Here is a 24,175-nt window from a genome sequence, read left to right as displayed (position 1 = left end):
TCACCACTTTCCTGCCAGTACTGCGTTCTCACTGAGAGCATCTGTTGCCGCTGCAAACCCGACCCGCGCCGTGAGCGCAGACACCAGTTGCGAGCGGTACGCCGCCGTCCCGTGAATGTCTGCCTCGGTATCTATCTGCGCGCGGGCACATTCCCCGAGGGTGCGCCAGCGCGGATCTCGCTGATCCGTCGCGGATGCCCCCGCCAGCACGTCCGTGTAGTCCACGACCTGCCCCAGCTCGCCGGCGGACACGTACGTCATGTGTGCTTCGGCCACCAGACCGTCGACCACGCGAATACGCGCAACGACACCGACCAGTGCGTAGTCACCGTGACGACGAGCAATCTCGTCGATGGCGGTTCCCACACCGGGCTCGGCGGCCGGCACCGACACCGACACCGCGATCTCGTCAGATTCCAGGCTCGATTCGAGGGGACCGACAAAGAGATCCGTCGACGCGATCTCGCGGGTGCCACGCACCGACTGCACGCTCACGCTGCCCCCGAGCAGTGTCAGGACTGCCGGCATCTCCGCCGACGGGTCGGCATGGACGATGGAGCCGACGCTCGTCCCGCGGTTACGGATCGTGGGGTGCGCTACCAACTGCAGAGCGCGGTTCAGCAGAGGCTGAACTCGGCGAGCACCTTCGTCGGCCGCCAGCACCGAGTGCGTGGCCAGGGCCTGGAACCGCACTCCTTCGTCCTCGGACGAGGTCACCGAAGCGAGGTCAGTGATCGATCCGATGTCGACGATGTGGGCGGGGGCGGCGAGGCGCATGGACAGCAGCGGCACAAGCGATTGCCCACCGGCGAGCACCTTCCCCTCGTGAGATACCTCGGAGAGGATTCGGCACGCGTCCTCGACCGAGGACGGTCGGTGATAAGTCAGCGGCGACGGTTTCATTACTCAATCCTGCCTCTATGAGTCACTTCACGTTTTGTGCAGATGTGACAACGGTCACGGGTCATACCTGGCATACATTCAACTTGGCATCACGTGAGCTGCACCACGGGCTCTTCCCTTTCGTCATCTGACGCATTCGCCCCCGGCGTTGCGCCCGGTCGTCGCCCGGACTTCGGCCTGTTCAGCTCGGGGTTCCGGGACCCGACGAACTGGCAGAGGTGGTACATCACGATCACGACGATGGTGCCGAGCGCGATACCTCCGAGCGAGAACGTGTCACTGAATTTCAGAGCCGTGTCACCGATACCGATGATCAGGCCGGCGGCGATCGGCATCAGATTCAGTGGATTCCCGAAGTCGACACCGTTTTCTTTCCAGATCTTGGCGCCGAGCAGACCGATCATGCCGAACAGACCACCAGGATTCCGCCGAGAACGCCCCCGGGAGTCGCCGCCATGACTGCTCCGAACTTGGGCGAGAAGCCGAGCAGGATCGCGATGAAACCCGCGATCACGTACGCGGCGGTCGAGTACACCCGAGTGGCTGCCATGACACCGATGTTCTCGGCGTGCGTCGTCGTGGGGGAGCCGCCTACCGCGCTGGCGATGGCGGTGGCAAAACCGTCACCGGCAATTGCGCGTCCGATGTAGGGGTCGAGATCGTCGCCCGTGATCTCGGCGACCGCCTTGACGTGTCCGGCGTTTTCCGCGACCAGTGCGATGACACCGGGAAGGACGAGAACGATGAACGTGAGGCTGAACGAGGGAGCGTGAATACCGACGATTCCGTTGGCTTCGTCCGAGAACGGGGGCAGCCCGAACCACGACGCCGAGTGCACCGAATCCCAGTTGACACGAAAGTGCTCGGTGGGTGTTCCGCTACCCCCGGCGGATGTGACCGGGCCGGAGACCCGGTCGAGGACCCAGGAGAAGATGTAGCCGAAAACCAGCGCGACGAGAATGGCGATACGTCCCAAGAAGCCGCGTAGCGCAACACTCATCACGATCAACGCAACCATCACGATCAGTGCCACCCACTGGTCCTGCGGCCAGTACGATCCCGCGACAACTGGAGCCAGGTTGAATCCGATCAACATCACCACTGCGCCGGTGACCACCGGGGGTAGCGCCTTACTGATGACGCCACCGCCGAGGAAGTGGATGGCGACGCCGACAAATCCCAGAACCAGCCCCGACACCAGAATCGCGCCGGTCACTTCCGCCGTCGTTCCGCCCTGGGCGCGAATGGCTGCGACACCACCGACAAACGCCGCCGACGTACCGAGGTAGCTGGGGACGCGTCCTTTAACCACCAGCAGGAAGAAGAGGGTACAGAAACCCGACATCATCACGGCAAGTTGAGGATTGAGACCCATGATGATCGGGAAGACGAACGTCGCGCCGAACATCGACACGACATGTTGGCCGCCCAACCCGATGGTCCTCATCCAACTGAGTCGCTCGCCGGGAGCTACCACTTCACCGGGTCCGATGTTCTTGCCATCTCCGTGCAACGTCCAGATCGGCATGACGAGACCTTTCGCGAAGGAGGAAGGTGTTCGAAATGCTCTGTGCCCCAGCTCACAAACACCGTGTCTGGAGTGAAACGCTAATACAGCACCAAGTTTTGGACGTGATGACAATCTGCCAGAACCCGCTCGCCGAGATTGGCAACAATGGTGACAGATGAGGAGGACAGGGGTCATCGTCAGTGCTGGAGACAGTTTCGACCGAAATGGGGGCGCAGTCACGAAGGGCCCCAACATTTTCTTCGGCTTAACGGCTCCGTAACACGATGTCTGTCAAAGGAAAACGAGTCTCCTAGCCGAGGGCTGCGAGGATCCCCGCTGCCATCTCCGCGACCTGATCATCGGTCATCACAAACGTCGGCGAAATCTGCATCGCACCCTGCCCCGCAGCGCGACCCGAAATACCATGCTCACGAAGCGTCTTCACGAACGGCAACGCCTCCGCCGGATCAGCCAACTGCACAGCCGCGACCGCACCGAGCCCACTACGAACCTCCGCCACCCGCGGATGCTCCGCCAGCGGCTGCAGATGCGTATGCAACGACGCCTCCAAACGCTTCGACTCCGCGAGCAGATTCTCACGCTCGAGAATATCGAGGTTCGCCATCGCCGCCGCAGCGGCACCGGCATGCCCGCCGTAGGTGTACCCATGGCGCCACCACGAACCGGCATAGAACGGCTCCGCCACCCGCGGCGCGATGAACACCGCACCCATCGGAACGTAACCCGACGTCAAACCCTTTGCCGTGGTCATCATGTCGGGCTGCAAATCGAAACGAGTGGACGCGAACCACTCACCACCGATCCGGCCGAAACCGGTCACGACCTCGTCGACGACAAACAGAATGTCGTGCTCACGGCAGATGTCACGCACCTCGGCCAGATACCCCTCCGGCGGAAGATACACCCCACCCGCACCGATGATCGGCTCCGCGAAGAACGCCGCGATCTTGTTCGCACCGATCTTCTCGATCAACTCGAGCAGGCTCTTCGCATCGTCCCAGCCGACGGTCGCCGCATCCGCCATCAGCTCGCCGTAACCCTCACGGTTCACCGGAATACCAGCCAAAGCCGTTCCCGCAACATGCATTCCGTGATACGCCTTCTGACGTCCGACGATGATCGTCTTCTCCGGCTGCCCCACCTCGTGCCAGTACCGGCGAGCCAGCTTCGCCGCAGTGTCCACCGAATCCGAACCACCCGAGGTGAAGAAGATCTTGCTCCCGGCAACCGGCGCGATGGCCGCCAGACGCTCGGCCAACACCTGCGTGGTCTCGGGAACAAAATCACCGAAGTTGGAGAAATGAGCGATCTTCGACAACTGAGCCGCCACCGCATCCGCGATCTCGGTGCGCCCGTGCCCGACATTGGTGAACCACAGGCCCGCCGTCGCATCCAGATACCGCGTGCCCTCGGAATCCCAGATGTACGCGCCCTCACCGCGTGAGACGACAAACGCGCCGTTCTTCTCCACAGCGCCCATGTCCGCGAACCCGTGCCACAATGCCGAAGCCATCGTCGTTCTCTCCCAACTGGATACGTCCGAAATAGATAAGTCAGTTCACGCGGAGTGCTGGCGGAAGTACCCGCTCGACCCACTTGGTTGCCTGCTCGAACGCGTAGGCGAGTTGGAGAACGTCCAAGTCGGCGCCGTGCCGACCGATGATCTGGATACCCATGGGAAGCGAACGATCATCGAAGCCGACCGGCATCCCCGCAACCGGAACCCCGGCCATCGTCCAGGGAACAACCGTCTCCATCCACCGGTGATACGTGTCCATCGACCGGCCGTCGACGACCTCGGGCCAGTGAGTGTTCTTGTCGAAAGCAAACACCTGGGCACTGGGAGCGAGAATGTAATCGTAGGTTTCGAACATCTTGGTAATGGCCGACAGCCAGCCGTTGCGAGCCTCCGCCGCCTTGGTCACGTCGAGAGCCGAGAGTGTGACCGCGTGCTCGAGCTCCCACAACAGTTCGGGCTTCATCAACTCGCGCATGCTCGGATCGTTGTACTGATCGATCAAGCCGAGCTGTGCCCACCAACGCCATCGCAAGAACAGTTGCCAGATGTCCTCGGGTTTGAAGTCGGGAAGTGCTGCCTCGACGTGGCACCCCAACTGTTCGAAGACCTCGAACGAGGATTCGCACAACTCGAGGACTCCAGGTTCGGTTGCCAGGTAACCGTTCCAGTCACCGACCCATGCAATCCGAGAGCCCTTCAGATCACGGGCGAGGCTCTCGGTGAATACAGCGGGATCCTCGCGAATCCCCAACGGTGCATAGGCATCCGGCCCCGCCATCGTGGAGAGCAGGTGAGCCACGTCGGTGACGGTTCGGCCCATCGGGCCCACAACAGCGCCCTGCGCAATGAATCCCGTCTCCGGTACGCGGCCCCAAGAAGGTCGAAATCCCACAACGTTGTTGAACGCCGACGGGTTTCGGAGCGAGCCCATGTAATCGCTTCCGTCCGCCAACGGAAGCATTCGGAGCGCCAGCGACGCTGCGGCGCCTCCGCTGCTACCGCCGGCGGTGCGCGAAGTGTCGTACGGCGACACCGTCGTACCCCACACCGGGTTGTACGTCTGGGAGCCGAGCCCGAACTCCGGCGTATTGGTCTTGCCGATCACGATGGCGCCGGCAGACTTGATCCGCCTGACGAACAGTTCATCTTCTTCGGCGATTCGGTCCGCGAACATCGGCGACCCGGACGTGAACGGCAGACCCTTGGCTGCCGACAGATCCTTCACCGCATGCGGAAACCCGTGCATCCAACCGAGATACTCCCCACTCGCCAACTGCGAATCACGCTCGCGTGCCTCCGCCGTCAACGCTTCCCGATCCCGCAATGCGACGATCGCGTTCACCGCCGGGTTATGTAATTCGATCTGATCGAGGAAGCTGTCCATCACCTCGACACACGACACTTCACGCCTGCGTATCAGACCACTGAGCGTGACCGCATCGGCCATGACGAGATCGCCACTCTCAGCCACACCGGAATCGCTCTCGTCGACAGGGTCAGCAGCATGAACCATCGTGAATCCTTTCAAGCAGTGAAGTGGGGTGCGCCGGGAGATACACCGGACGGACTCGCCGCCACCGGCAACTGATTCGAGGACGAATTGCCGGTGGCGGCGCGACTGTCGAGGTTTCCAGCGAGGTTCTTGCCTACTACTGACCGAGGTCGACGATGGCAGCGACTGGGCCGCCGCCCTCGGGACCCTGATGCGCTGCCGATACCGAGACGAACACTGCCGGATCGCCGGTGACAGCTGCCGTGACTCCGCCGACACACGACTTGATCTGGCGGTGCCAGTGCACGTCGGAGTCGTCGAGCATCGCATTACGACGGCCACGGACCGTTCCGTCCTGACTGGCCTCGCACTTCAAGAACACGTTGACGAGTTGACCGTCCAGGTCGCTCGAGTGCGGCCGCTCCGGAAGTTCGAGTCCGGCGTCACGGATCGCCGCCCAGATGCCGTCCTGGTCGAGCGGATCCTTCATCACGCTGTGGCCGATCCGGTAGCGTCCGCCGACGCCACGTGCGTTACCGACGACGACGATCTGCGCGCGGTCCAACTCGACGCCGGACGAGCAGGATGCGACAGAGGAGAAGAGTTCGCGGCTGTGCATGACATCCTCGTCGGTCGGCATGTCGATTTCGCCGAGCGCAACCGCGATTCCCAGAGCCGTTCCGCCGTTGGACAGGTCCATCGACTCATGAGTCTGTTCGGTCCACACCGTCTTGCCGCGACTTTTGGCGTCACGGATGGTGTGGATGGTCAGCAACGGAGTCTTGGTCTGTACGTAGTGCACGTCGGCGGGATCGGTGATGCCGGCATTGGCCATCGCATCTTTCACTGCCGCAGCTACTTTGGTGATCATGGCCGTACGGCCGATGTCCTCGGGCAGCAGTTGCTCACTCATGGCGACACCCACGGTCAGTCGCGGCTCGTCGGTCTTGGTGACCTTGTCTGCCGGTACCGTCGCGAAGATCGTCGCGTGCGGGCTGATCACGCCGTCCGTACCACCGGACCAGACGATCGGGACCTGCGCCACCTCGTCGAGGCTGCGATTGCCCTTGGCGGAGAGAACCTCTCGAAACGCTCGGTCCGCGATGATGCGCGTGTAGTCGTTGACGCCGCCGTTACCCTCGGTTTTGCCGATGACTGCAATGACGCGGTCGGCCTCGAGGACACCGTCGTCGATCAGCTTGGCGAGCTCGCTGGCGTCGGAGACGCTGTGGAGCGGAACCTTACGGACCTCGATTGCTTCGGGCATTGGCATCTCCTTGTATAGGGAATCGTGGAGGCAAAATTGGGCCTTGACAGTTCCCGGCGCCCAGTCCAGCCGAGCGGTTCGGAACTGCCATGCCGACCACGCTATGACGACTCGAACCCTTCGGCATCGTCAATACTTGCCCAAACGAAAACCGTGATTGGTTATTTCGACTCCGATTCACCGGTTGTGCGCCGCCCCATCGGTTCTCACTTACGATTCGACCATGGACACCACTGTTGTCGACCATCCGCTGGCGGCATCTCTGCTCACGACCATGCGCGACGCTCGCAGCGACAACGCAACATTTCGGTCCGCCCTGCGCAGACTGACGCACATGTTGGTCTACGAGGCCACGCGCGGCGCAGAAGTGGAACGATTCGACTTCGAGACGCCAGTTGCTCCGACGCAGGGAGTGCGACTGGCGAATCCGCCGCTCCTGGTACCGGTCTTGCGTGCCGGCCTCGGCATGGTCGAACAAGCGAGCGCCCTCATTCCGCAGGCAGGAGTCGGTTTCGTGGGAATGGCGCGAGACGAGAAGACACACCAGCCGGTTCCGTATCTGGAGTCCCTGCCCGCTGATTTGTCGGGCACCCCCGTCTACGTCCTCGATCCGATGTTGGCAACTGGTGGATCCATCGTCCGCACAATCGATCTGCTCGTTGCGCGCGGGGCAACCGACGTGACTGCAATTTGCGTCGTCGTGGCTCCGGAAGGGATCGAAGCGTTGAAGAACTCCGGACATCCGGTCCGGCTCCTCACCGCGAGCATCGACGACGGCCTGAACGAAAATGCGTTCCTGGTACCTGGACTCGGAGACGCCGGCGATCGCCAATTCGGACCAAGATAGTCGCCAGACATACGGAGACCACTCATTCCGAGAGAGTATTTTCGTCAACTGTTGACAATGTTCACTGTGCGATCGAGCGTAGTCTCGCGACATGGATAGATCTGCCAAATATTCGAGCGAAGAGCTTCAACATTTGCCAGAAGGTGGCGACTACAGACTGACGGTTCGGGATGTCCTCGAGCTGCCCAGTCTGCGTGGAGCCGAAGTCCTTGCCGGGCACGGGGGCTTGCGGCACCTCGTCCAGTCGGTGAACGTGATGGAAGTTCCAGACATCCTGGCTTGGGTGAAGCCCAACGAGTTGTTGGTGACAACCGGGTTCCCGCTGCGCTACGGGCGGACCGGAGAGCTTCTCGACGACACAGATCTCAGTGACCTCGTCGACGGCCTTGCACGCCGAGGAGTCGCGGCACTTGCCGTGAAAACGGGCCGTTATCTCGACGAACTGCCCGAGGCGATGCTGCACATGGCAGAGCAGCGAGGCCTGCCGCTGTTGGTTCTTCCCGTCACCGCAGGATTCGACGAGGTGATTTCGGAGGTCTTCACCAAGTTGGTGGCGAAGCAGTCCGCGGCACTCGACATTGCCGATCGACTACACCGCTCGTTGACGTCGATCGTCCTGGAAGGTGGCGATCTACCTCAGATTGCCGCAGAATTCGCCGCGCTTTTCGACGTCAGCGTTCTGATCTGCTCGCCGGACGGAAGGGTATTGACCGAGGCCGGGGATTCAGCCGCGCTGAACGCGCTTCCGTTGTTCGAAAGCACCGGCCGGTTCCTGACCGAGCGGGTCGCTGTCGGTTTACAGAACGCGCCCAAGGGATTTCCCGGTCAGTTGGCGCTCACCCGAGTGGTGGCCGGCGGCACCGACCACGGCCGAATGGTGGCGTACGCCGGTACCCACGAACTCGGCGCCGTAGTCGTACAAGCGTTGGAGCGAGCGGCCACCGTTGCTGCTCTGGCCGTCACCAAGCAGTTGGCAGTTGCGGCAGTGGAATCCAAGTTCCGCGGCGACTTTCTCCGCGACGCACTGATAGGCGAAGCCGGCTCGCCGGCGGAAGTAAGCGCGCACTTCACCCAGTTGGGGTGGGACGTTACTCGCCCCCTTGCCGTTGTGGTTGCAGAACTCGACGTCGACCACCCGGAATCCCAGCACGCGAATTCCACTCGCACGGACCAGGATCGACTTAGTGACGGCTGGCAACAAGTGGTGCGTACCCACGAGCGGACGGCACCGTCCGTCGGGTTCCGACACGAGGTGGTCACGCTTTTCCCGACCAGCACCGACCGTGCGGTTCGGGACATCGAAGGGTTGGTTCGCAAGGTTGCCGGAGATCGCACCAGCGGCCGCCGCTCCTTCAGCACGGGAGTGAGCCGGGTGATCTACTCCCTGGCCGACCTTCCTGCTGCCTACGACCAAGCCTGCACAGCCGTAGTCGTCGGCCGACGCATCAACGGGCCGGGGCGGATAGCGCACTTCGACGAACTCGGCGTACACCGACTCCTCTCGCTTCAGACAGACAAGAGCGAACTGCGCTCGTTCACCGATGACGTTCTGAAGTCGCTGGCGGCGGACAACGCCGAAGCCGCGGACTTGCGTCTTACACTCCAGACTCTGCTCGACTGCAATTGTAATGTCGCCGAAGCGTCCCGGGCACTGCATATGCATTACAACACTTTGCGATACAGAATCGGAAAGCTGGAGAGCGTCGTCGGATCGTTCACCGACGACCCCGTCCTTCGATTGAACGTCTCACTCGCCCTGCAGGTCATGAAGATGCACGAAATGTCATGACTTCGCACGATATGAGCTGACAGAACGTCCCGATAACGGTTCGACACAACCGCAATCGCGCCGCCCGGTGAGCGTTCGTCACTTCTTACCCACCACTGACACCCGTCGTCGGCAAGGTTACCCATGTGCCGTTCACCGGCGCCCGCTTACGGTTCGAAAGACGGGCCGCACATACCTCCTTCAGTGGCCCTGGCCGGTTTCTCGGTCCAGCGGACCGGAGTCGACCGAACTACGGAGGCCTCAACCACCAACTGGCTCAGCCAATTACACCAGAACACGGCGGTGCGACATGAACTCGACTTCGAAGCCTCACAACACAAGTGCTCGTAGTGGTCCGTTACACGACGTGATAGTCGTCGACCTCACGCGCGCACTCGCGGGTCCTCACGCGGCAATGATGCTCGGCGATCTGGGTGCCGACGTGATCAAGATCGAATCACCTCACGGCGGCGACGACACCCGTGGGTGGGGGCCGCCTTTTGTCGACCCCCCGTTGGAACCACCGAACACACAACGGGAATCGACGTATTTTCTGTCCACGAACCGGAACAAGAAGTCGATCACGCTCGATCTCAAATCCGACAGTGGGCGTGCGACCCTCGAAGATCTCGTCTGCCGCGCCGACGTTCTCATGGAGAACTTCCGCACCGGAGTTCTCGATCGACTCGGATTCTCCACCGAGCGGCTGGCCGAACTCAATCCTCGACTGATCGTCCTGTCCATCAGCGGTTTCGGCCACGACGGTCCGGAAGGCGGTCGCGCCGGCTACGACCAGATCGCCCAGGGGGAAGCCGGACTCATGTCGCTCACCGGATCGAATCCGGACGACGTCCAAAGGGTCGGAGTTCCGATCGCCGATCTTCTCGCCGGGATGTACGGGGCCTTCGGCGTCGTCGCAGCCTTGAAGGAACGCGAGCAGACGGGGAGAGGCCGCGTTGTCCGAACGTCGCTCTTGGCCAGCGTGGTCGGTGTTCACGCGTTTCAAGGAACGAAGTGGACCGTCGCCGGCGAGGTAGGCACAGCGCAAGGCAACCACCATCCCTCCATCGCACCGTACGGACTCTTTCGTACCGGCGATGGCGCAGTGCAGATCTCGGTCGGCAGCGAGAGCCTGTGGAGAAGATTCTGCGAAGGGTTCGACCTAGATCCTGACGCCCCAGGTATGGCAACAAACGCCGAACGCGTCGAAAATCATTTCCAGGTAGTCGAATTGATCGAACGTACCTTCAAACCGTACTCACGTGACGAGCTTCTGACCGAACTCGACCGCATCGGAATACCGGCAGGACGGGTTCGGACGATCTCCGAGGTGTACGAATGGGAGCAGACCCGATCACAGGGATTGCTCGTCGATGTCGACCACAGCACGCTCGGCAAGATCACTCTGCCCGGCCCGCCGCTGCGATTCTTCGAACCGGACGGAACCGAAGTGACGGAGACCCGCCACACGGCACCGCCGGTACTCGGTGAAGACACTGACGAAGTCATGTCGTGGCTACAAGGATTCACCCGATGAACCGCCTGACGGCTCGCGACTTGCTCGACCTGGTAATCGATGCCGGCACCTGGGAATCGTGGGATACCCCTCCGATTCCCGTCGCGACCGACTCCGATTACGCCGAAGCACTTCTGCGGGCCCAGGAGAAGACCGGACTCGACGAGTCCGTCCTGACCGGAAGCACCTCCGTCAGAGGCCGCCGTGTGGCAATCATCTTATGCGAGTTCGGCTTTCTCGGCGGATCGATCGGCGTGGCGGCGGGCGAACGCCTCGTCGTCGCCATCCGTCGAGCCACGCAAGAGCAGCTGCCCCTTCTTGCGCTTCCCACGTCCGGGGGAACGCGTATGCAGGAGGGGACGACGGCGTTTTTGCAGATGGTCAAGATCACCGCGGCGCTCATCAAGCACAAAGAAGCGCACCTGCCCTACATCGTCTATCTCCGAAACCCCACCACCGGAGGCGTATTCGCGTCCTGGGGTTCACTCGGTCACGTGACGATCGCGGAACCGGGAGCCCTCGTCGGATTCCTCGGTCCCCGAGTGTTCGAGGCCTTGTACAACTCACCTTTCCCGGCCGGTGTCCAGACAGCGGAAAACCTTCACGAGCACGGACTCATCGATGCAGTGAGGCCGCCAGACCAACTCGCCGAGATCGTCGAACGCGCATTGCGCATCATCACCGGGGCGCGTCGTGGGTACTCACTGCCCAGTGACCCGTGCTCGTACGACTGCCCACCTGATACGTCGGCGTGGGAATCCGTCGTCGCATCCCGACGCGAAGACCGACCTGGGATTCGTGAAGTGCTGCTCAATTCCGCTTCGGACATGCTCCCGCTCAACGGAACCGGCCAAGGCGAGAACGACCCCGGCATCATGCTCGCACTCGTCCGCTTCGGCGACATGCCCTGTGTCCTTCTCGGACAGGACCGTCGCGGGCAGACTCCTCACTCCCCACTCGGCCCCGGCGCTCTGCGGGAGGCTCGGCGAGGTATGCGGCTGGCCGCAGAACTCGACCTGCCGCTGGTGACGATCATCGACACAGCGGGCGCGGCACTGTCGAAGGAGGCCGAAGAAGGCGGACTGGCGGGCGAGATCGCTCGGTGCATAGCCGACATGATTTCACTCGAGGTCCCCACCATTTCCCTCCTGCTCGGGCAGGGCACGGGCGGCGGCGCCCTGGCACTGATTCCGGCCGATCGAGTGCTGGCGGCCCGCCACGGTTGGCTCTCGCCCTTACCTCCCGAAGGTGCGAGCGCGATCATGTTCCACGACGTCACGCACGCGCCGGACATGGCAGCCAGTCAAGGGATCAGGTCCTTCGATCTGCTCGCGGGCGGCATCGTCGATCGGGTCATCCCCGAATTTCCCGATGCCGCGGACGAATCCGCCGCCTTCTGCACTCGCGTCGGAGCGGTACTGCACTACGAGCTGAGCCTGCTCAGTGCTACCGATGCGACTGAACGGCTCAACACCCGCACCGAACGCATCGACCGTATCGGCCTGGTCGAAGCCAGTACCTCCGTCTGATCGATCAGTACCCAGAACACCGGAAAGGCCGGACATCCTCCGCGGAGGATGTCCGGCCTTCGTCGATCGAGCACACTCAGCCAAGCGTCACGTGAGCTGCTTGGCGGGTTCCTCCCGATCGCCGCCGGGAGTCTTCGAATCCGGCTTGTTCGGTTCCGGATTCTTCGCATTCAGTTCCGGGTTCTTCGAACCGATGAACTGGCACAGGTGGTACATCCCGATCACGACGATGGTGCCGAGCGCGATCCCGCTGAGCGAGAACGTGTCACTGAACTTCAGAGCCGTGTCGCCGATACCGATGATGAGGCCGGCCGCGATCGGCATGAGGTTGAGCGGATTGCCGAAGTCGACGCCGTTCTCCTTCCAGATCTTGGCGCCGAGCAGACCGATCATGCCGTAGAGCACCACGGTGATTCCGCCGAGAACACCGCCGGGCGTCGCCGAGATGACGGCACCGAACTTGGGGGAGAAGCCGAGCATCATGGCGACGATGCCGGCAACCGCGTAGGCGGCGGTGGAGTACACACGGGTCGCTGCCATGACACCGATGTTCTCGGCGTACGTCGTCGTGGGCGAACCGCCGACGCTGCTGGCGATAGCGGTGGCGAAACCGTCACCGGCGAGCGCACGTCCCATGTACGGGTCGAGGTCGTCCCCGGTCATCTCGGCCACGGCCTTGACGTGGCCCGCGTTCTCCGCGATCAACGCGATGACACCCGGAAGGACCAGGATGATGAACGTGAGGCTGAACGACGGAGCGTGGATGCCGACGATTCCGTTGGCCTCGTCCGAGAACGGGGGAAGGCCGAACCACGACGCCGACTGCACCGAATCCCAGTTGACGCGGAAGTGCTCGGTGATCTGACCGGTGCCTGCGTCGTAGGAGGTGATCGTCCCCGAGACCCGGTCGAGGATCCAGGAGAGGACGTAGCCGAAGATCAGCGCCAGGAAGATGGCGATGCGCGCCATGAAGCCTCGTAGCGCGATACTCATGACGATCAGGGCCACCATGACGATCAGGGCCACCCACTGGTCCTGCGGCCAGTACAGCCCCGCGACGACGGGTGCCAAGTTGAATCCGATCAGCATCACCACCGCGCCGGTCACCACTGGCGGAAGAACCTTGAACACGACCCGGCCGCCGAGGAAGTGGATCGCGATACCGATGGCCGCCAGGACGAGTCCGGACACCAGGATCGCGCCGGTCACCTCTGCGGACGTTCCGCCCTGGGCTCGAATGGCGGCGATACCACCGACAAAGGCCGCCGACGTTCCGAGGTAGCTGGGAATGCGTCCCTTGACCACCAGCAGGAAGAAGAGCGTACAGAAACCCGACATCATCACGGCTAGTTGAGGATTGAGGCCCATGATGATCGGGAACACGAACGTCGCGCCGAACATCGACACCACGTGCTGGCTGCCCAGCCCGATGGTTCTTCCCCAGCTGAGCCGCTCGCCGGGAGCGACCACTTCACCCGGTTTGATGTTCTTTCCATCTCCGTGCAACGTCCAAATCGGCATGATGGGACCTTTCGTGCAGAGGAAGGTGTCCGAACGCTGAGTGTGCTCCAGCTCACAAAACACCGTGACTGGAGTGAAACGCTATTACAGCGCGGGGGTATCGACGTGATGACAATCTGCCAGAACCCACCGACCCGGATTGGCAATATTAGTGATTGATGCCGCGCATCGCGGTTATCTTCAGTGCTAGAGACAGATCCAGCCGGAGTTCGGGTTGCGCCGTGAAGGGTCCCAGCATTTTCTCCAGCTTAACAACCCTGTAACGCAGTGTGTTGTAATGGAAGTGGAGCTTGCGCGCCGTCTCGGCAATGTTGATGTTGGTCGCGAGCAAGACTTCCAATGTCTTGCGCATGTCCTGCGCTTCGGCAGTTTCCTCCGTCAGTTCCCGCAGCGTCTCGCGGGCGAACGTCTCGAGCTCGTTTTCGTCCTCGACCAGACTGAGCAGTCTGTACACGCCCAGATCGTCGAACTGAGTCACCGTCCACGGACCGGAAATCCGCCGGCCGACGGTCAGTGCGGTGCGCGCCTGGCTGTAGAGCGCAGGGACGGCTTCGATCGCAGCCGTCGGCCGGGACACCCCGACACTGAACGGCCTTCTCCCGCCGCCACCTTCGCCGCGAACGACCGTGACGAGGTCCCGCACCAATGCCATCGTGTCGGTGCCGACACCCATCACGATCACCGTCTCGCCCGTCAGCGCGGTCACCGCCGCACCGGGATCGCGGTGGGCGATCGCCCCGGAGAACGCCATCGCCTGGCGATCGACGACGGGCAGCCGAGCGGGTGCCGCAGAGGCCGGTTCGTCGATCGGGTCCGGCTCGATCGAGACGATCACCAGCGGGCGGTCGAAGTCCCAACCGAATGTCTTGGCATGGGAGACAACGTGATCGTGGTCCCCGGCACGGCCGAGGAGCAGGTCGTGAACGAAGTTGGCACGATGGCGTTCTTCCACCGACGCCACGGCTTGTTCGCGGGTGATGACCAACGCACACACCGACGCGGCCCGCTCGACCAGGTACTGGTCGTAACTGGTCATCACACGCTCACCGGTGAACAACGCGAGACGCCCGTGGTCGATGTGATTGGCGGAAATCGCGGACACCGCGATGAATTGGCCGTCGAACTCGTGCAGACCCAACCCGCCCTCGACGGTGTCGGTCCGCAGACGACCGGTGGAATCGACGGCCGGGCAGGCTGACAGATGCTTGCGCTCCGCGGCGTCCCCGGCGCGGCAGATCTCGCGTCCGTCCGAGGTGGTGACCAGAGCCGCGCCCTTCATCTCGCGCGCGATGACTTCGGTCAACTGTGGGAGTCCGCCGCCGCCCATCACGACGTCGACCAGGAGCCGCCGCAACCGCTCGGCCCCGAACATGGCGTCGATCTGCGCCGACTCCGTCTGCTCACGATCCCGCGCCGCGGGGTGATCGCATGGGCCGTGAAAAACCAGAAGCGGAAAGTCGGCACTGTCGGCTGCGTCGACCAGTTCCGGTGCGAGAGTGTCCCCGTCGGCACTGAATTGGACGGCAAGGGCTGCAACTCCGCGCGTCGACAAACGTCCGACGAATGCTTTGAAGGGTTCGGTGACCCGGGCGAGGGTTTCCGGGGTGGTGATCAGCAACTGCCCGCGTCGTAGCCACGGCCCGATGTCCGGAACCGCCATGAATCCCACCCGCGCAACCGTCGGGTCTTCGGAACCGCCGGAAACCTTTCGAGCACCAGGAAGGAGCGGGGTTCGAAGAAGTTCGGAGAGAACAGCATTCACCTCGGATGCCGGTACGGCCGGGTTTGCCACTTGGCAGGCACCTCGATTTCATTCGGATCACGGAAGATGGTTCACGAAAGAAACGATCCTATCCCCACCGAACACAAGATGTCCGAATTCAGCGCGGTCGACTCAGGCCGTTCGATGCAGGGCGGTCGGATTCTCCTGAGGTGGCGGGTGGATCGGCCCCTGCAGATCCCGCAGTTCCAAACCGGAGGCATTGCGAAGGGTCTTGGTCATCTCGGCCAGGATCGACACTGCAGTCTCCTCTGGAGTCCTGGCGCCGAGGTCCAACCCGATCGGTGAGTGCAGACGCCCCAACTCGGCGTCGGTGACACCTCGCTCCTTCAACAGCGCCACCCGACGCTCATGCGTCGCACGACTTCCCATCGCGCCGACGTACGCAGCCGGCGAACGCAGCGCGATCTCGAGCAGGGGGATGTCGAACTTCTCGTCGTGCGTGAGCACGGCCAGGACGGTTTTGTTGTCGATCGGTGCGGTTTCGAGGAACTTGTGTGGCCACATGACGACCAGATCGTGGGCGTCGGGGAAGCGCGCCCGTGTCGCGAAGACCGGCCGTGCGTCCACGACGGTCACGCGATAACCCGCAAAGGCGCCCAACGTACACATCGAGGCCGCGAAGTCGATGGCCCCGAACACGTACATCCGCGGTAGTGGCGCGAAGATCTCGACCAGCAGGTCGTGCTGTGAATCGATGAGAGTTCCCGCCGGCGAGACAAAAGCTACGGACTCACCGGTCTCCATCGTGCGCAGCAGGACGGAGACTTCTTCCTCCGTGGCATCCAGATCCCCGCTGCGTCGGCCCTGCTCGACGACCAGGTGCCGCGCCGGTGCACCCGGACGCACTTCGGTGACCATGACGACGGGCGTATCCGCCTCGATCCGTTCACAGACCTGACCGAACTCGGCGAAACCTGCTCCGACCGCCTGGACGAACACTTCGATGGTTCCGCCGCAGGTCAGACCCACTCCGATGGCGTCGTCGTCGGAGACGCTGAAGACCTCGACGCGGCTGGTGCCGTCGGCGAGAACCTCCTGGGCGATCTCGTACAGGGCACTCTCGATGCACCCGCCAGAGACGCTGCCGACCACCTCACCGGAGCGTGAGACAGCCATCGAAGCACCGGGCATGCGCGGTGAGGATCGCCAGGTACGGACAACCGTCGCCAGTGCAAAATCCTCGCCGCGGGCGCGCCACTGCGCCAGCTGAGTGGAAATGTCGCGCATCGCCTCGCCTCCCGCTTGCATTGCCGTCAGTAGAGATTGCCGTCTGTAGAGAGTTCACGGTATCGGCCCACCGCAATCCTTCCTGTCACACAATGCGCCTAAATCCGAGCCCTGCAGTTGTGCAATGTCGCCGTCGCATCACATTGCGCTCTCGACCAGTGTTGTCACCGAGCCCAGCCGAAAGCAGGCCTGACCTTCATTCTTCCCCTCTCCGACGATCACTGCAGCCGTAACTCACGCAGATGGTGCCGACGGATCGAGTGGGCGACGTTGCACACCACAGAACCGAGGTTTCTCCCATGGACCAATTGCTCAGCGGTATCAAAGTTCTCGACCTCACCCGTGCTCTCGCGGGGCCTCTGTGCACGTCACTACTCTCCGACTTCGGCGCCGACGTGGTCAAGGTCGAAACCCGTGGCTCCGGCGACAGTTCGCGTCAGTGGCCGCCGTTCGACGGCGATCGGAGCCTCTACTTCGCGTCCGTGAACCGCGGCAAACGGTCGATCGCCATCGACATGCGCAGTGACCGCGGGCGGAAACTGCTTCGCAGCCTGGCCCTCGACGCAGACGTGCTGGTCGAGAACTTCCGTCCGGGAGTGCTGGCCGACATGGGGCTCGATCCCGATTCGCTCGAGCAGGAGAATCCGGGGCTCGTCGTGATGAGCATCAGTGGTTTCGGCCCGGTGGGCCCGGACCAGTTCGCGCCCGGACTCGATCAGGTGGCCCAGGGGATGTCCGGGCTGATGTCGGTCACCGGCGCCGGGGATCAGACTCCGATGAGAGTCGGTATCCCCATCATCGACACTGTCTCGGGCATCTATGCAGCGTTGGGGATCACGGCGGCGCTGGCCTCTCGCGGTCGCGACGGTCGAGGGCACCGCGTGCAGACCTCGCTGCTGGAATCCGCGATCTCGATCATGACCTTCCAGGCGCAGGACTACCTGAGCACCGGACGCGTTGCGACGCCGAACGGCAATACGCACCCGACGATCACGCCGTACGGCGCTTTCGACACCGCAGACTTCCCGATCAACATCGCCACCGGCTCGGACAAGCACTGGATCGCACTGTGCTCGGTACTCGGCGACCCCGACCTCGCCTTCCGTGCCGAATATGCCACGGGTAAAGAACGTTTGGCGCACCGAGACCAACTGACCAAAGAACTCGAGGACCTACTGACCACCAAGGGTGCGGCGCAGTGGATCACCGAGATACGCGGTGCCGGAATTCCCTGCGGCCCGATCCATTCGATCGATCAGGTGTTCTCCGACCCGCAGGTCGAGGCATTGCAGATGGTCGCGCAGACACACAGCGCCGACGGGACGTCGATTCCCGTTGTCCGCGGGCCGTTCTGGGTGGACGGCAAGACTCTTCCCGTCAGGAATGCACCACCCATGGCTCTCGGCGGTGACGCCGACGACGTACTCACCGACTTCGGCCTGCGCCCGGAGGAGATCGAAGACCTTCGCGCGCATTCGGTGATCTGACCGCACACTAGTAACAGAGCAGACGCTCTGTTACTGTGCGTTCATGCCTCGGCCACGCGTCCACGACCTCGACACGCTGCTCGACGCTGCCGAAAAACTTGCCGCCACTGCCGGGCCGAGTGCTGTCACGGTCCGGGCAGTCTCCGACGCCACCGGCGTGTCCAACGGGGCGATCTACCACGCATTCGGCTCTCGCAGTGGACTGGTCGGTAGCGCGTGGCTGCGTGCTGCGCGACGATTTCTCGCGCTTCAACAATCGAGAGTGGACGACGCTCTCGCGGACCCGTCGCCGACTTCGGCGGTTTCCGCCGTCGTCGCAGCCGCCGAAGTTCCGGCCGTCTTCGCGCTCGACTACCCACAATCCGCGCTGCTGCTGTTGACGATCCAGCGCGACGAACTGCTCGGCACCGACGTCCCTGCCGACATCGCCGAGCAACTCACACAACTCGACCGGTCTCTGGTCGAGTTGTTCATCCGGTTGTCGACCGCGCTCTGGGGCCGCAAGGACGGCCGAGCCGTCGAGGCAATCGAGGCCTGTGTTGTCGGCCTGCCTACCGGATTACTCATTCACCCGGCCAAACGTGCCGACGGTTGGCGAGTCCCCGACGCAGCAGCACGCGCGCGGCTGGATGCCGCCGTTCGAGCGGTTCTGCGTCTCGACCCACCACTCCCAAAGTCCCGCAACAGGAAAGGCCAATCATGACCGCAACTCTTCGCTTCGAAGACAAGATCGCAGTTCTCGATCTCGGCGAGGACGAAAATCGTTTCTCCCCGGATTGGCTCGATTCCGTCGACAAGCTACTCGACCAGGCTCTGAGCGAAGGTGCACATGCCCTGGTCACCACGGCGACAGGCAAGTTCTACTCCAACGGACTCGACCTCGACTGGCTGGGTGCGAACAGCGACAAGGCGAATTGGTATGTGCAGCAAGTGCAGTCACTGTTCTCTCGGACACTGACATTCCCCATGCCCACCGTCGCTGCGATCAACGGCCATGCCTTCGGAGCGGGCGCAATGCTCGGCATCGCGCACGATTACCGCGTCATGCGCGACGATCGCGGCTACTACTGTTTCCCAGAGGTTGACATCAACATCCCCTTCACCGAAGGAATGGCAGCACTCATCCAGGCCAAACTCAGCCCGGCGTCGGCAATCGTCGCCATGACCACGGGGCGGCGATACGGCGGAAGTGACGCATTCGCAGCCGGTTTGGTGGACTTCACCGCATCCGTCGACGCTTTGACCGCCAAGGCCATCGAAATGGTTGCACCGATCGGCCCGAAGAATGCGGGCACACTGGGGGCAATCAAGTCGACGATGTTCGCTTCAGTGGTCACCGCTCTGAACACCGACGGCTAGAAGCGACGGACTGTGTTCTCGCAGAGCCGCTTCCAGATCGTCGGCAACACTCTCGGGATCGCGGCCTTCGGTGCTCAGAACCACGTCGACCCCACTGAGCGTCGGCATCGAACCGGCCAGCAGTTGTGACGCCTCCACCAACTCGTCCAACCCGGCCCAGCCGGCCGGTTCACGCTCGATGATTCTGGTACGCAATGTATCCGGATCGGCCTCGAGGCGCGCCAGCAGGTGCCCCTCGGCGCCGGTCGCGGCCAGCAGGGCGCGCCCGTAGTCGTCGTCTTCGACGGTAGCCGTGAGGAACAGGAGTTCGTACCCCGCTTCCCGGTACGACGCGCACAGCATCCCGACGTGTGCGATTGCCCGTTCGGTCCCCAGCGGCGGACAGCACCGCTCGAGTTCGTCCACCTCGATCATCGCGTTGCTCACCCCGGCCTCGCCGAGTCGATCGTGAAGCGCGGTCAGCACGGAACTCTTCCCCGCGCCCGGCGGGCCTGTCAGCAGTAGTACGAACACGTCCTCCACTATTCCAGAGCCGTAAGCACGTCCAGAACCTTGTGCAGGCGCGGGGCGGCGAGAAGGCTGGAGAAGACAGATTGACGTGCACAACAGCCCTGATCGGAGCACAGCGATGACCACCACGATCACCGAAATCGCGCCGGACATCTACCGACTGTCGACGTTTGTGGACGAAGCGAACCTCACGATGAACCAGTTTCTCGTCGACGGCGAGGAACCCCTGCTCTTCCACACCGGGCAGCGAGCGTTGTTCACCTCGGCTTCCGACGCACTCTCCACGCTGATCGACATCGACCGCCTGAAATGGATCACGTTCGGTCACGTCGAGGCAGACGAGTGCGGATCCATGAACTCCTGGCTTGCGGCGGCCCCCGAAGCGCAAGTTGCACACGGTGCGATGGGGTGCTTCGTTCAGGTCAACGACCTCGCTGATCGGGCACCACTTCCTTTGCAGGACGGCGATGTACTCGAAACCGGGAGCCGCCGAGTTCGGCACATCGACACCCCACACGTCCCGCACGGCTGGGATGCGGGCCTGATATTCGAGGAGACGACGTCCACGCTGTTCTGCGGAGATCTCTTCACCGCATTCGGGCACCACCCTGCGACCACCGAGCACGAAATCGTCGGTCCCGCTTTGGAAGCCGAGGACTTGGGCCACGCCACCTGCCTCACCCCGGATCTCGAACCCACGATCCGCGCCCTGGCCGACCTCGAGCCGCGGATTCTGGCCACCATGCACGCACCGACGTACTACGGCGACTGCGTCACCACGCTTCACGATCTGGCCGACTCGTACGCTGCACGTTTCGCGGCCGAAACCGAAAGATGGAAATCAGACTAGAGCCTGCACGTCCGACGTGATTCGCGCCGCGACGGACAGCGCGACATGCTCGCGGAACGGTCTCGCCACCACCTGCACCCCGATCGGTAACCCGTTGGGGGAGAGCCCTACCGGAACCACGACCGACGGGAGGCCGAGCACACTGATCGCCCGGCAACTCGCGAGCGCGTCCATCCATGTGAGTTCGCGACCGCCCACCTCGAAGCTCTCCACACCGAGCGGCGGAGCGAGCACCGACGCAACCGGCAGAAGCAGAACGTCGCCCATTTCGCCGAGGAATTCGCTGATCAACACCGCGCGATCCGCCCACAGCGCTTCCACCTCGGCGGAGCTCCGATCATGGCCTGCCGCAAGCATGGCGGTGATGTCCGCGTCGAAAGAGTGCGCTGAACCTTCGGTGAGAGCGTGGATGTCCGCGTGAGTCTCGACCGATCGCAACGCACCGAAAAGCGCGTTGGCCCGCGGCAGAGCCAGACCGTCGTACTCGCTCGCGTCCAGACTGATCGCAACCGACCGAACCGCCGCCAGGATGTCTTCGTCGACGGGCATCGTTCCCTCGCCGGGGGCCCAGCGGATGTCGAGGTCGTCGACGTCGACCGAATCAGGCTCGATCCACGCGAGATGCGGCATCGACAGAACGCGCAGCGCAAGCGTCGCATCACCGAGGTTGCGGGCCAGTGGGCCGACGGTCTGGATCGTGCCGTGCATCGCCACAGGGTTGGCGAGCAACCGTCCACCCGAAAGCACGCCTGGATACTGACCTTCCGGATCGACACGTCCGAGCGTCGGGCGAACGGAAGTGAGCCCGGTGCAGTGGGCGGGCCAACGCACCGAACCACCAAAATCCGTACCGAGTCCGAGCACGCTCATTCCGGCAGCAACCGACGCGGACTCGCCGCCACTCGATCCACCGGGCGAGCGGACGACGCCGTCCGGTCGCACCGGGCTGGCCGTGGTTCCGAACAATTCGTTTCGAGTCAGGCCGCACGCGCCGAATTCCGGGGTGTTGGTCTTGCCGATCAGAATTGCACCGGCAGCCTTGAACGCTGCAACGGCCGGGGCGTCGACGGCCGGGACGTTGTCCGCCAGAGTGCGAGAACCCGCGGTGGTGCGCACGCCGGCAGTGGCGATCAGGTCCTTGACCGTGAACGGAACCCCGGCAAGGGGGCCGAGTGTCTCACCGAGAAGGCGTCGTTCGTCCAGGGCATCCGCGGCCGTGCGAGCCTCCTCGGCGCACACGGTGACCAGTGCGTTGAGTTCGACATTGCATTCGTCGACCCGTGCGAGATGTTCTTCGACGACGGTCCGCGCCGACACCTGACCCGACCGCACGGCCTCGGCGATGGATCGGGCATCACGGCCCACCCAGCTCTCACGACTCATCGCACGCCTCTCCTTGCCAGTACCCTCTGCCGAGCGTAAGGACAACGAGCAACCCGAGAAACGACCACAATGCACATACCGACGGCGCCGGCGATGTGAGGTTTTGCCACAACGTTGGCGGCCCCGGAGGGATCGGTCAGGTGCTGGTACCTACAAACCCTGCCTGATGAATGCAGCAAGCTTCTCGATCTGTTGCTCGTTTCGTTTGTAATGCCGCCACTGACCGATTCGTGTGGTGGTCACCAGATCCGCGGCCTGGAGTGCGGCCATGTACTGAGACGCCGTCGATTGCGACACCTTCGCCCTCGCTTGAATGTGCTTGAGGCACACTCCGACCTCCTCAGCAGGCTCGAGCTGAGGGGGAAAGCTCCCGGGGTCTTTCAACCACTGCAGGATTTGCACACGCATCGGGTTGGCCAGCGCCTTGAACGCCGTTTCCCACTCGGTTGTTGCGTCTTCCATGTTCGTGAGCATACCGCTAGATCGCGAAATGCCGATATGTGTGGTTCACTTCCTATATCGCAACATCGCGATATACCAATGGGAGGCTGAAATGGTGCAGCACGACAAAGTGGCACTCGTGGTCGGAGCCCGAGGCGTGATCGGTGGGAACTTGATCGATCACCTCGAGTCGACCGGAGAATGGAAGATCATCGGACTCTCGCGGCGAGGCGGTACGGATACCGACCGGGTCGAACACATCGCAGTCGACCTGCTCGATCCTTACCGGACTGCAGCGGCACTGAGCGGACTGGGCGACGTCACTCAAGTCTTCTACGCCGCCTATCAAGACCGCCCGACATGGGCCGAGCTGGTTCCGCCCAACTTGGCGATGCTGGTCAACACTCTCGATGCCATCGAACCCGTTGCGGGCGGACTCGAGCACGTCAGCCTGATGCAGGGCTACAAGGTTTACGGGGCACATCTCGGACCGTTCAAAACTCCGGCCCGCGAGAGCGATCCCCCGCACATGCCACCCGAGTTCAACGTCGACCAACAGCAGTTCCTCGAACGCAGGCAGCTCGGCAAGGCATGGACGTGGTCGGCGATCAGACCCTCCGTCGTCTCCGGATTCGCATTGGGTAACCCGATGAACCTCGCGATGGTCATCGCCGTCTACGCGACCATCTCGAAGAAACTGGGTGTCCCACTCCGATTCCCCGGTAAACCCGGCGCGTACACCAGCTTGATCGAGATGACCGACGCCGGACTCCTGGCCGAAGCGACGGTCTGGGCCGCGACCAATCCCGAGTGCGCAAATCAGGCGTTCAACATCAACAACGGCGACCTGTTCCGCTGGCAGGAGATGTGGCCGAAAATCGCCGCATTCTTCGACATGGACGTCGCACCTCCGCTCCCGATGTCGCTCGATGTCGCAATGGCAGACAAGGAATCGGTCTGGGATGAACTCGTCGAGGAGCATCAGCTTGCTCGGACCCCGTATTCCGATGTCTCGTCCTGGGGGTTCGGTGACTTCGTATTCGGATGGGACTACGACTTTTTCGCCGACGGATCCAAAGCTCGGCGGTTCGGATTCCATTGCCACGTCGACACCGAAGCGATGTTCCTGGACATCTTCGCCAATCTGCAAGCTCGGAAGATAATCCCCTGACTGAAAACACGGCCACTCGGATCCTACGAACACTGTCACTGTCGGACCCCACGACTAACGTCGTAGGCGGG

Annotated in this window: 19 protein-coding genes and 1 pseudogene; 9 read left to right on the top strand and 11 right to left on the bottom strand. The window is 62.8% G+C overall.

The window, feature by feature from the left end; translation table 11 throughout:
* The 5 genes and pseudogenes from ACFWEM_RS00295 to ACFWEM_RS00275 form a co-directional block, all read right to left on the bottom strand.
* Positions 1-903, bottom strand: coding sequence for an FAD binding domain-containing protein (locus tag ACFWEM_RS00295; protein ID WP_378530072.1), 903 nt, complete (start codon positions 901-903; stop codon positions 1-3).
* 89 nt (positions 904-992) lie between these two features.
* Positions 993-2,431, bottom strand: a pseudogene (locus ACFWEM_RS00290) (uracil-xanthine permease family protein).
* Between the two features lie 292 nt (positions 2,432-2,723).
* A complete protein-coding gene (locus ACFWEM_RS00285; RefSeq protein WP_378530070.1) occupies positions 2,724-3,947 on the bottom strand; it encodes an aspartate aminotransferase family protein in 1,224 nt (407 codons plus the stop codon).
* Positions 3,948-3,987: 40 nt separating this feature from the next.
* Entirely contained in the window at positions 3,988-5,466 is a 1,479-nt protein-coding gene (locus tag ACFWEM_RS00280) for an amidase (RefSeq protein WP_378530068.1), read from the bottom strand.
* Positions 5,467-5,602: 136 nt separating this feature from the next.
* Positions 5,603-6,712, bottom strand: coding sequence for a ring-opening amidohydrolase (locus ACFWEM_RS00275; protein ID WP_378530066.1), 1,110 nt, complete (start codon positions 6,710-6,712; stop codon positions 5,603-5,605).
* 223 nt (positions 6,713-6,935) lie between these two features.
* Here ACFWEM_RS00275 and upp point away from each other — a divergent pair, with 223 nt between their 5' ends.
* The 4 genes from upp to ACFWEM_RS00255 all read left to right on the top strand — a co-directional run bounded on the left by upp (position 6,936) and on the right by ACFWEM_RS00255 (position 12,372).
* Positions 6,936-7,559 carry a uracil phosphoribosyltransferase gene (gene upp / locus ACFWEM_RS00270; RefSeq protein WP_378530064.1) on the top strand — a complete coding sequence of 208 codons (624 nt, stop codon included), beginning with the start codon at positions 6,936-6,938 and terminating at the stop codon, positions 7,557-7,559.
* A 91-nt stretch (positions 7,560-7,650) separates the two neighbouring features.
* Complete coding sequence (locus ACFWEM_RS00265) at positions 7,651-9,348, top strand: PucR family transcriptional regulator (protein ID WP_378448506.1); 1,698 nt, start codon at positions 7,651-7,653, stop codon at positions 9,346-9,348.
* A 289-nt stretch (positions 9,349-9,637) separates the two neighbouring features.
* Entirely contained in the window at positions 9,638-10,864 is a 1,227-nt protein-coding gene (locus tag ACFWEM_RS00260; protein ID WP_378530062.1) for a CaiB/BaiF CoA transferase family protein, read from the top strand.
* Positions 10,861-12,372 (top strand): carboxyl transferase domain-containing protein, encoded by a 1,512-nt coding sequence (locus ACFWEM_RS00255; protein ID WP_378530060.1) that lies wholly within the window; start codon positions 10,861-10,863, stop codon positions 12,370-12,372. The genes ACFWEM_RS00260 and ACFWEM_RS00255 overlap by 4 nt, the downstream gene beginning before the upstream one ends.
* Before the next feature lie 87 nt (positions 12,373-12,459).
* Here ACFWEM_RS00255 and ACFWEM_RS00250 read toward each other — a convergent pair whose 3' ends face one another.
* The 3 genes from ACFWEM_RS00250 to ACFWEM_RS00240 all read right to left on the bottom strand — a co-directional run bounded on the left by ACFWEM_RS00250 (position 12,460) and on the right by ACFWEM_RS00240 (position 16,903).
* A complete protein-coding gene (locus tag ACFWEM_RS00250; protein ID WP_003946008.1) occupies positions 12,460-13,893 on the bottom strand; it encodes a uracil-xanthine permease family protein in 1,434 nt (477 codons plus the stop codon).
* Between the two features lie 148 nt (positions 13,894-14,041).
* Positions 14,042-15,685, bottom strand: coding sequence for a PucR family transcriptional regulator (locus tag ACFWEM_RS00245; protein WP_378530058.1), 1,644 nt, complete (start codon positions 15,683-15,685; stop codon positions 14,042-14,044).
* Positions 15,686-15,787: 102 nt separating this feature from the next.
* The gene (locus ACFWEM_RS00240; protein WP_378530056.1) at positions 15,788-16,903 is read right to left on the bottom strand and encodes an XdhC family protein; all 1,116 of its coding nucleotides are present in this window, start codon (positions 16,901-16,903) and stop codon (positions 15,788-15,790) included.
* Positions 16,904-17,202: 299 nt separating this feature from the next.
* Between ACFWEM_RS00240 and ACFWEM_RS00235 the strand changes: the two genes are divergently transcribed.
* From ACFWEM_RS00235 to ACFWEM_RS00225, 3 genes are read left to right on the top strand one after another with little or no spacing between them, the layout of a single operon-like run.
* Positions 17,203-18,390 (top strand): CaiB/BaiF CoA transferase family protein, encoded by a 1,188-nt coding sequence (locus tag ACFWEM_RS00235; RefSeq protein ID WP_378530055.1) that lies wholly within the window; start codon positions 17,203-17,205, stop codon positions 18,388-18,390.
* A 43-nt stretch (positions 18,391-18,433) separates the two neighbouring features.
* Positions 18,434-19,093 (top strand): TetR/AcrR family transcriptional regulator, encoded by a 660-nt coding sequence (locus tag ACFWEM_RS00230; protein ID WP_378530053.1) that lies wholly within the window; start codon positions 18,434-18,436, stop codon positions 19,091-19,093.
* Positions 19,090-19,749, top strand: a complete 660-nt coding sequence (locus ACFWEM_RS00225; protein ID WP_378530051.1) for an enoyl-CoA hydratase-related protein — start codon at positions 19,090-19,092, stop codon at positions 19,747-19,749. The genes ACFWEM_RS00230 and ACFWEM_RS00225 overlap by 4 nt, the downstream gene beginning before the upstream one ends.
* On the opposite strand, the gene ACFWEM_RS00220 is transcribed toward ACFWEM_RS00225, so the two are convergent.
* Positions 19,717-20,262 (bottom strand): hypothetical protein, encoded by a 546-nt coding sequence (locus ACFWEM_RS00220; RefSeq protein ID WP_378530049.1) that lies wholly within the window; start codon positions 20,260-20,262, stop codon positions 19,717-19,719. The two genes, ACFWEM_RS00225 and ACFWEM_RS00220, sit on opposite strands and share 33 nt — an antisense overlap.
* Before the next feature lie 115 nt (positions 20,263-20,377).
* Between ACFWEM_RS00220 and ACFWEM_RS00215 the strand changes: the two genes are divergently transcribed.
* Positions 20,378-21,109 (top strand): MBL fold metallo-hydrolase, encoded by a 732-nt coding sequence (locus ACFWEM_RS00215; RefSeq protein ID WP_378530047.1) that lies wholly within the window; start codon positions 20,378-20,380, stop codon positions 21,107-21,109.
* Here the strand turns inward: ACFWEM_RS00215 and ACFWEM_RS00210 are convergent.
* Together ACFWEM_RS00210 and ACFWEM_RS00205 are read right to left on the bottom strand one after the other, a co-directional pair.
* Positions 21,101-22,492, bottom strand: coding sequence for an amidase (locus ACFWEM_RS00210; RefSeq protein WP_378530045.1), 1,392 nt, complete (start codon positions 22,490-22,492; stop codon positions 21,101-21,103). The two genes, ACFWEM_RS00215 and ACFWEM_RS00210, sit on opposite strands and share 9 nt — an antisense overlap.
* 150 nt (positions 22,493-22,642) lie before the next feature.
* The gene (locus ACFWEM_RS00205; protein ID WP_007735219.1) at positions 22,643-22,954 is read right to left on the bottom strand and encodes a helix-turn-helix transcriptional regulator; all 312 of its coding nucleotides are present in this window, start codon (positions 22,952-22,954) and stop codon (positions 22,643-22,645) included.
* 91 nt (positions 22,955-23,045) lie between these two features.
* Between ACFWEM_RS00205 and ACFWEM_RS00200 the strand changes: the two genes are divergently transcribed.
* Positions 23,046-24,104: an SDR family oxidoreductase gene (locus ACFWEM_RS00200; RefSeq protein WP_378530042.1), complete on the top strand. Its 1,059-nt coding sequence runs from the start codon at positions 23,046-23,048 to the stop codon at positions 24,102-24,104.
* The last annotated feature ends 71 nt before the right edge of the window (positions 24,105-24,175 follow it).

The sequence above is a fragment of the Rhodococcus sp. NPDC060176 genome, from assembly GCF_042728675.1.
Lineage (GTDB): Bacteria > Actinomycetota > Actinomycetes > Mycobacteriales > Mycobacteriaceae > Rhodococcus_F.
The sequence above is the reverse complement of the archived record's forward strand: the minus strand, read 5'-3'. Positions and strand labels throughout refer to the sequence as shown.

Coding starts and splice junctions, on each gene's coding strand:
- ACFWEM_RS00295 (WP_378530072.1), bottom strand. CDS start 903: ATGAAACCGTCGCCGCTGACTTATCACCGACCGTCCTCGGTCGAGGAC.
- ACFWEM_RS00285 (WP_378530070.1), bottom strand. CDS start 3,947: ATGGCTTCGGCATTGTGGCACGGGTTCGCGGACATGGGCGCTGTGGAG.
- ACFWEM_RS00280 (WP_378530068.1), bottom strand. CDS start 5,466: ATGGTTCATGCTGCTGACCCTGTCGACGAGAGCGATTCCGGTGTGGCT.
- ACFWEM_RS00275 (WP_378530066.1), bottom strand. CDS start 6,712: ATGCCCGAAGCAATCGAGGTCCGTAAGGTTCCGCTCCACAGCGTCTCC.
- upp (WP_378530064.1), top strand. CDS start 6,936: ATGGACACCACTGTTGTCGACCATCCGCTGGCGGCATCTCTGCTCACG.
- ACFWEM_RS00265 (WP_378448506.1), top strand. CDS start 7,651: ATGGATAGATCTGCCAAATATTCGAGCGAAGAGCTTCAACATTTGCCA.
- ACFWEM_RS00260 (WP_378530062.1), top strand. CDS start 9,638: ATGAACTCGACTTCGAAGCCTCACAACACAAGTGCTCGTAGTGGTCCG.
- ACFWEM_RS00255 (WP_378530060.1), top strand. CDS start 10,861: ATGAACCGCCTGACGGCTCGCGACTTGCTCGACCTGGTAATCGATGCC.
- ACFWEM_RS00250 (WP_003946008.1), bottom strand. CDS start 13,893: ATGCCGATTTGGACGTTGCACGGAGATGGAAAGAACATCAAACCGGGT.
- ACFWEM_RS00240 (WP_378530056.1), bottom strand. CDS start 16,903: ATGCGCGACATTTCCACTCAGCTGGCGCAGTGGCGCGCCCGCGGCGAG.
- ACFWEM_RS00235 (WP_378530055.1), top strand. CDS start 17,203: ATGGACCAATTGCTCAGCGGTATCAAAGTTCTCGACCTCACCCGTGCT.
- ACFWEM_RS00230 (WP_378530053.1), top strand. CDS start 18,434: ATGCCTCGGCCACGCGTCCACGACCTCGACACGCTGCTCGACGCTGCC.
- ACFWEM_RS00225 (WP_378530051.1), top strand. CDS start 19,090: ATGACCGCAACTCTTCGCTTCGAAGACAAGATCGCAGTTCTCGATCTC.
- ACFWEM_RS00215 (WP_378530047.1), top strand. CDS start 20,378: ATGACCACCACGATCACCGAAATCGCGCCGGACATCTACCGACTGTCG.
- ACFWEM_RS00210 (WP_378530045.1), bottom strand. CDS start 22,492: ATGAGTCGTGAGAGCTGGGTGGGCCGTGATGCCCGATCCATCGCCGAG.
- ACFWEM_RS00205 (WP_007735219.1), bottom strand. CDS start 22,954: ATGGAAGACGCAACAACCGAGTGGGAAACGGCGTTCAAGGCGCTGGCC.
- ACFWEM_RS00200 (WP_378530042.1), top strand. CDS start 23,046: ATGGTGCAGCACGACAAAGTGGCACTCGTGGTCGGAGCCCGAGGCGTG.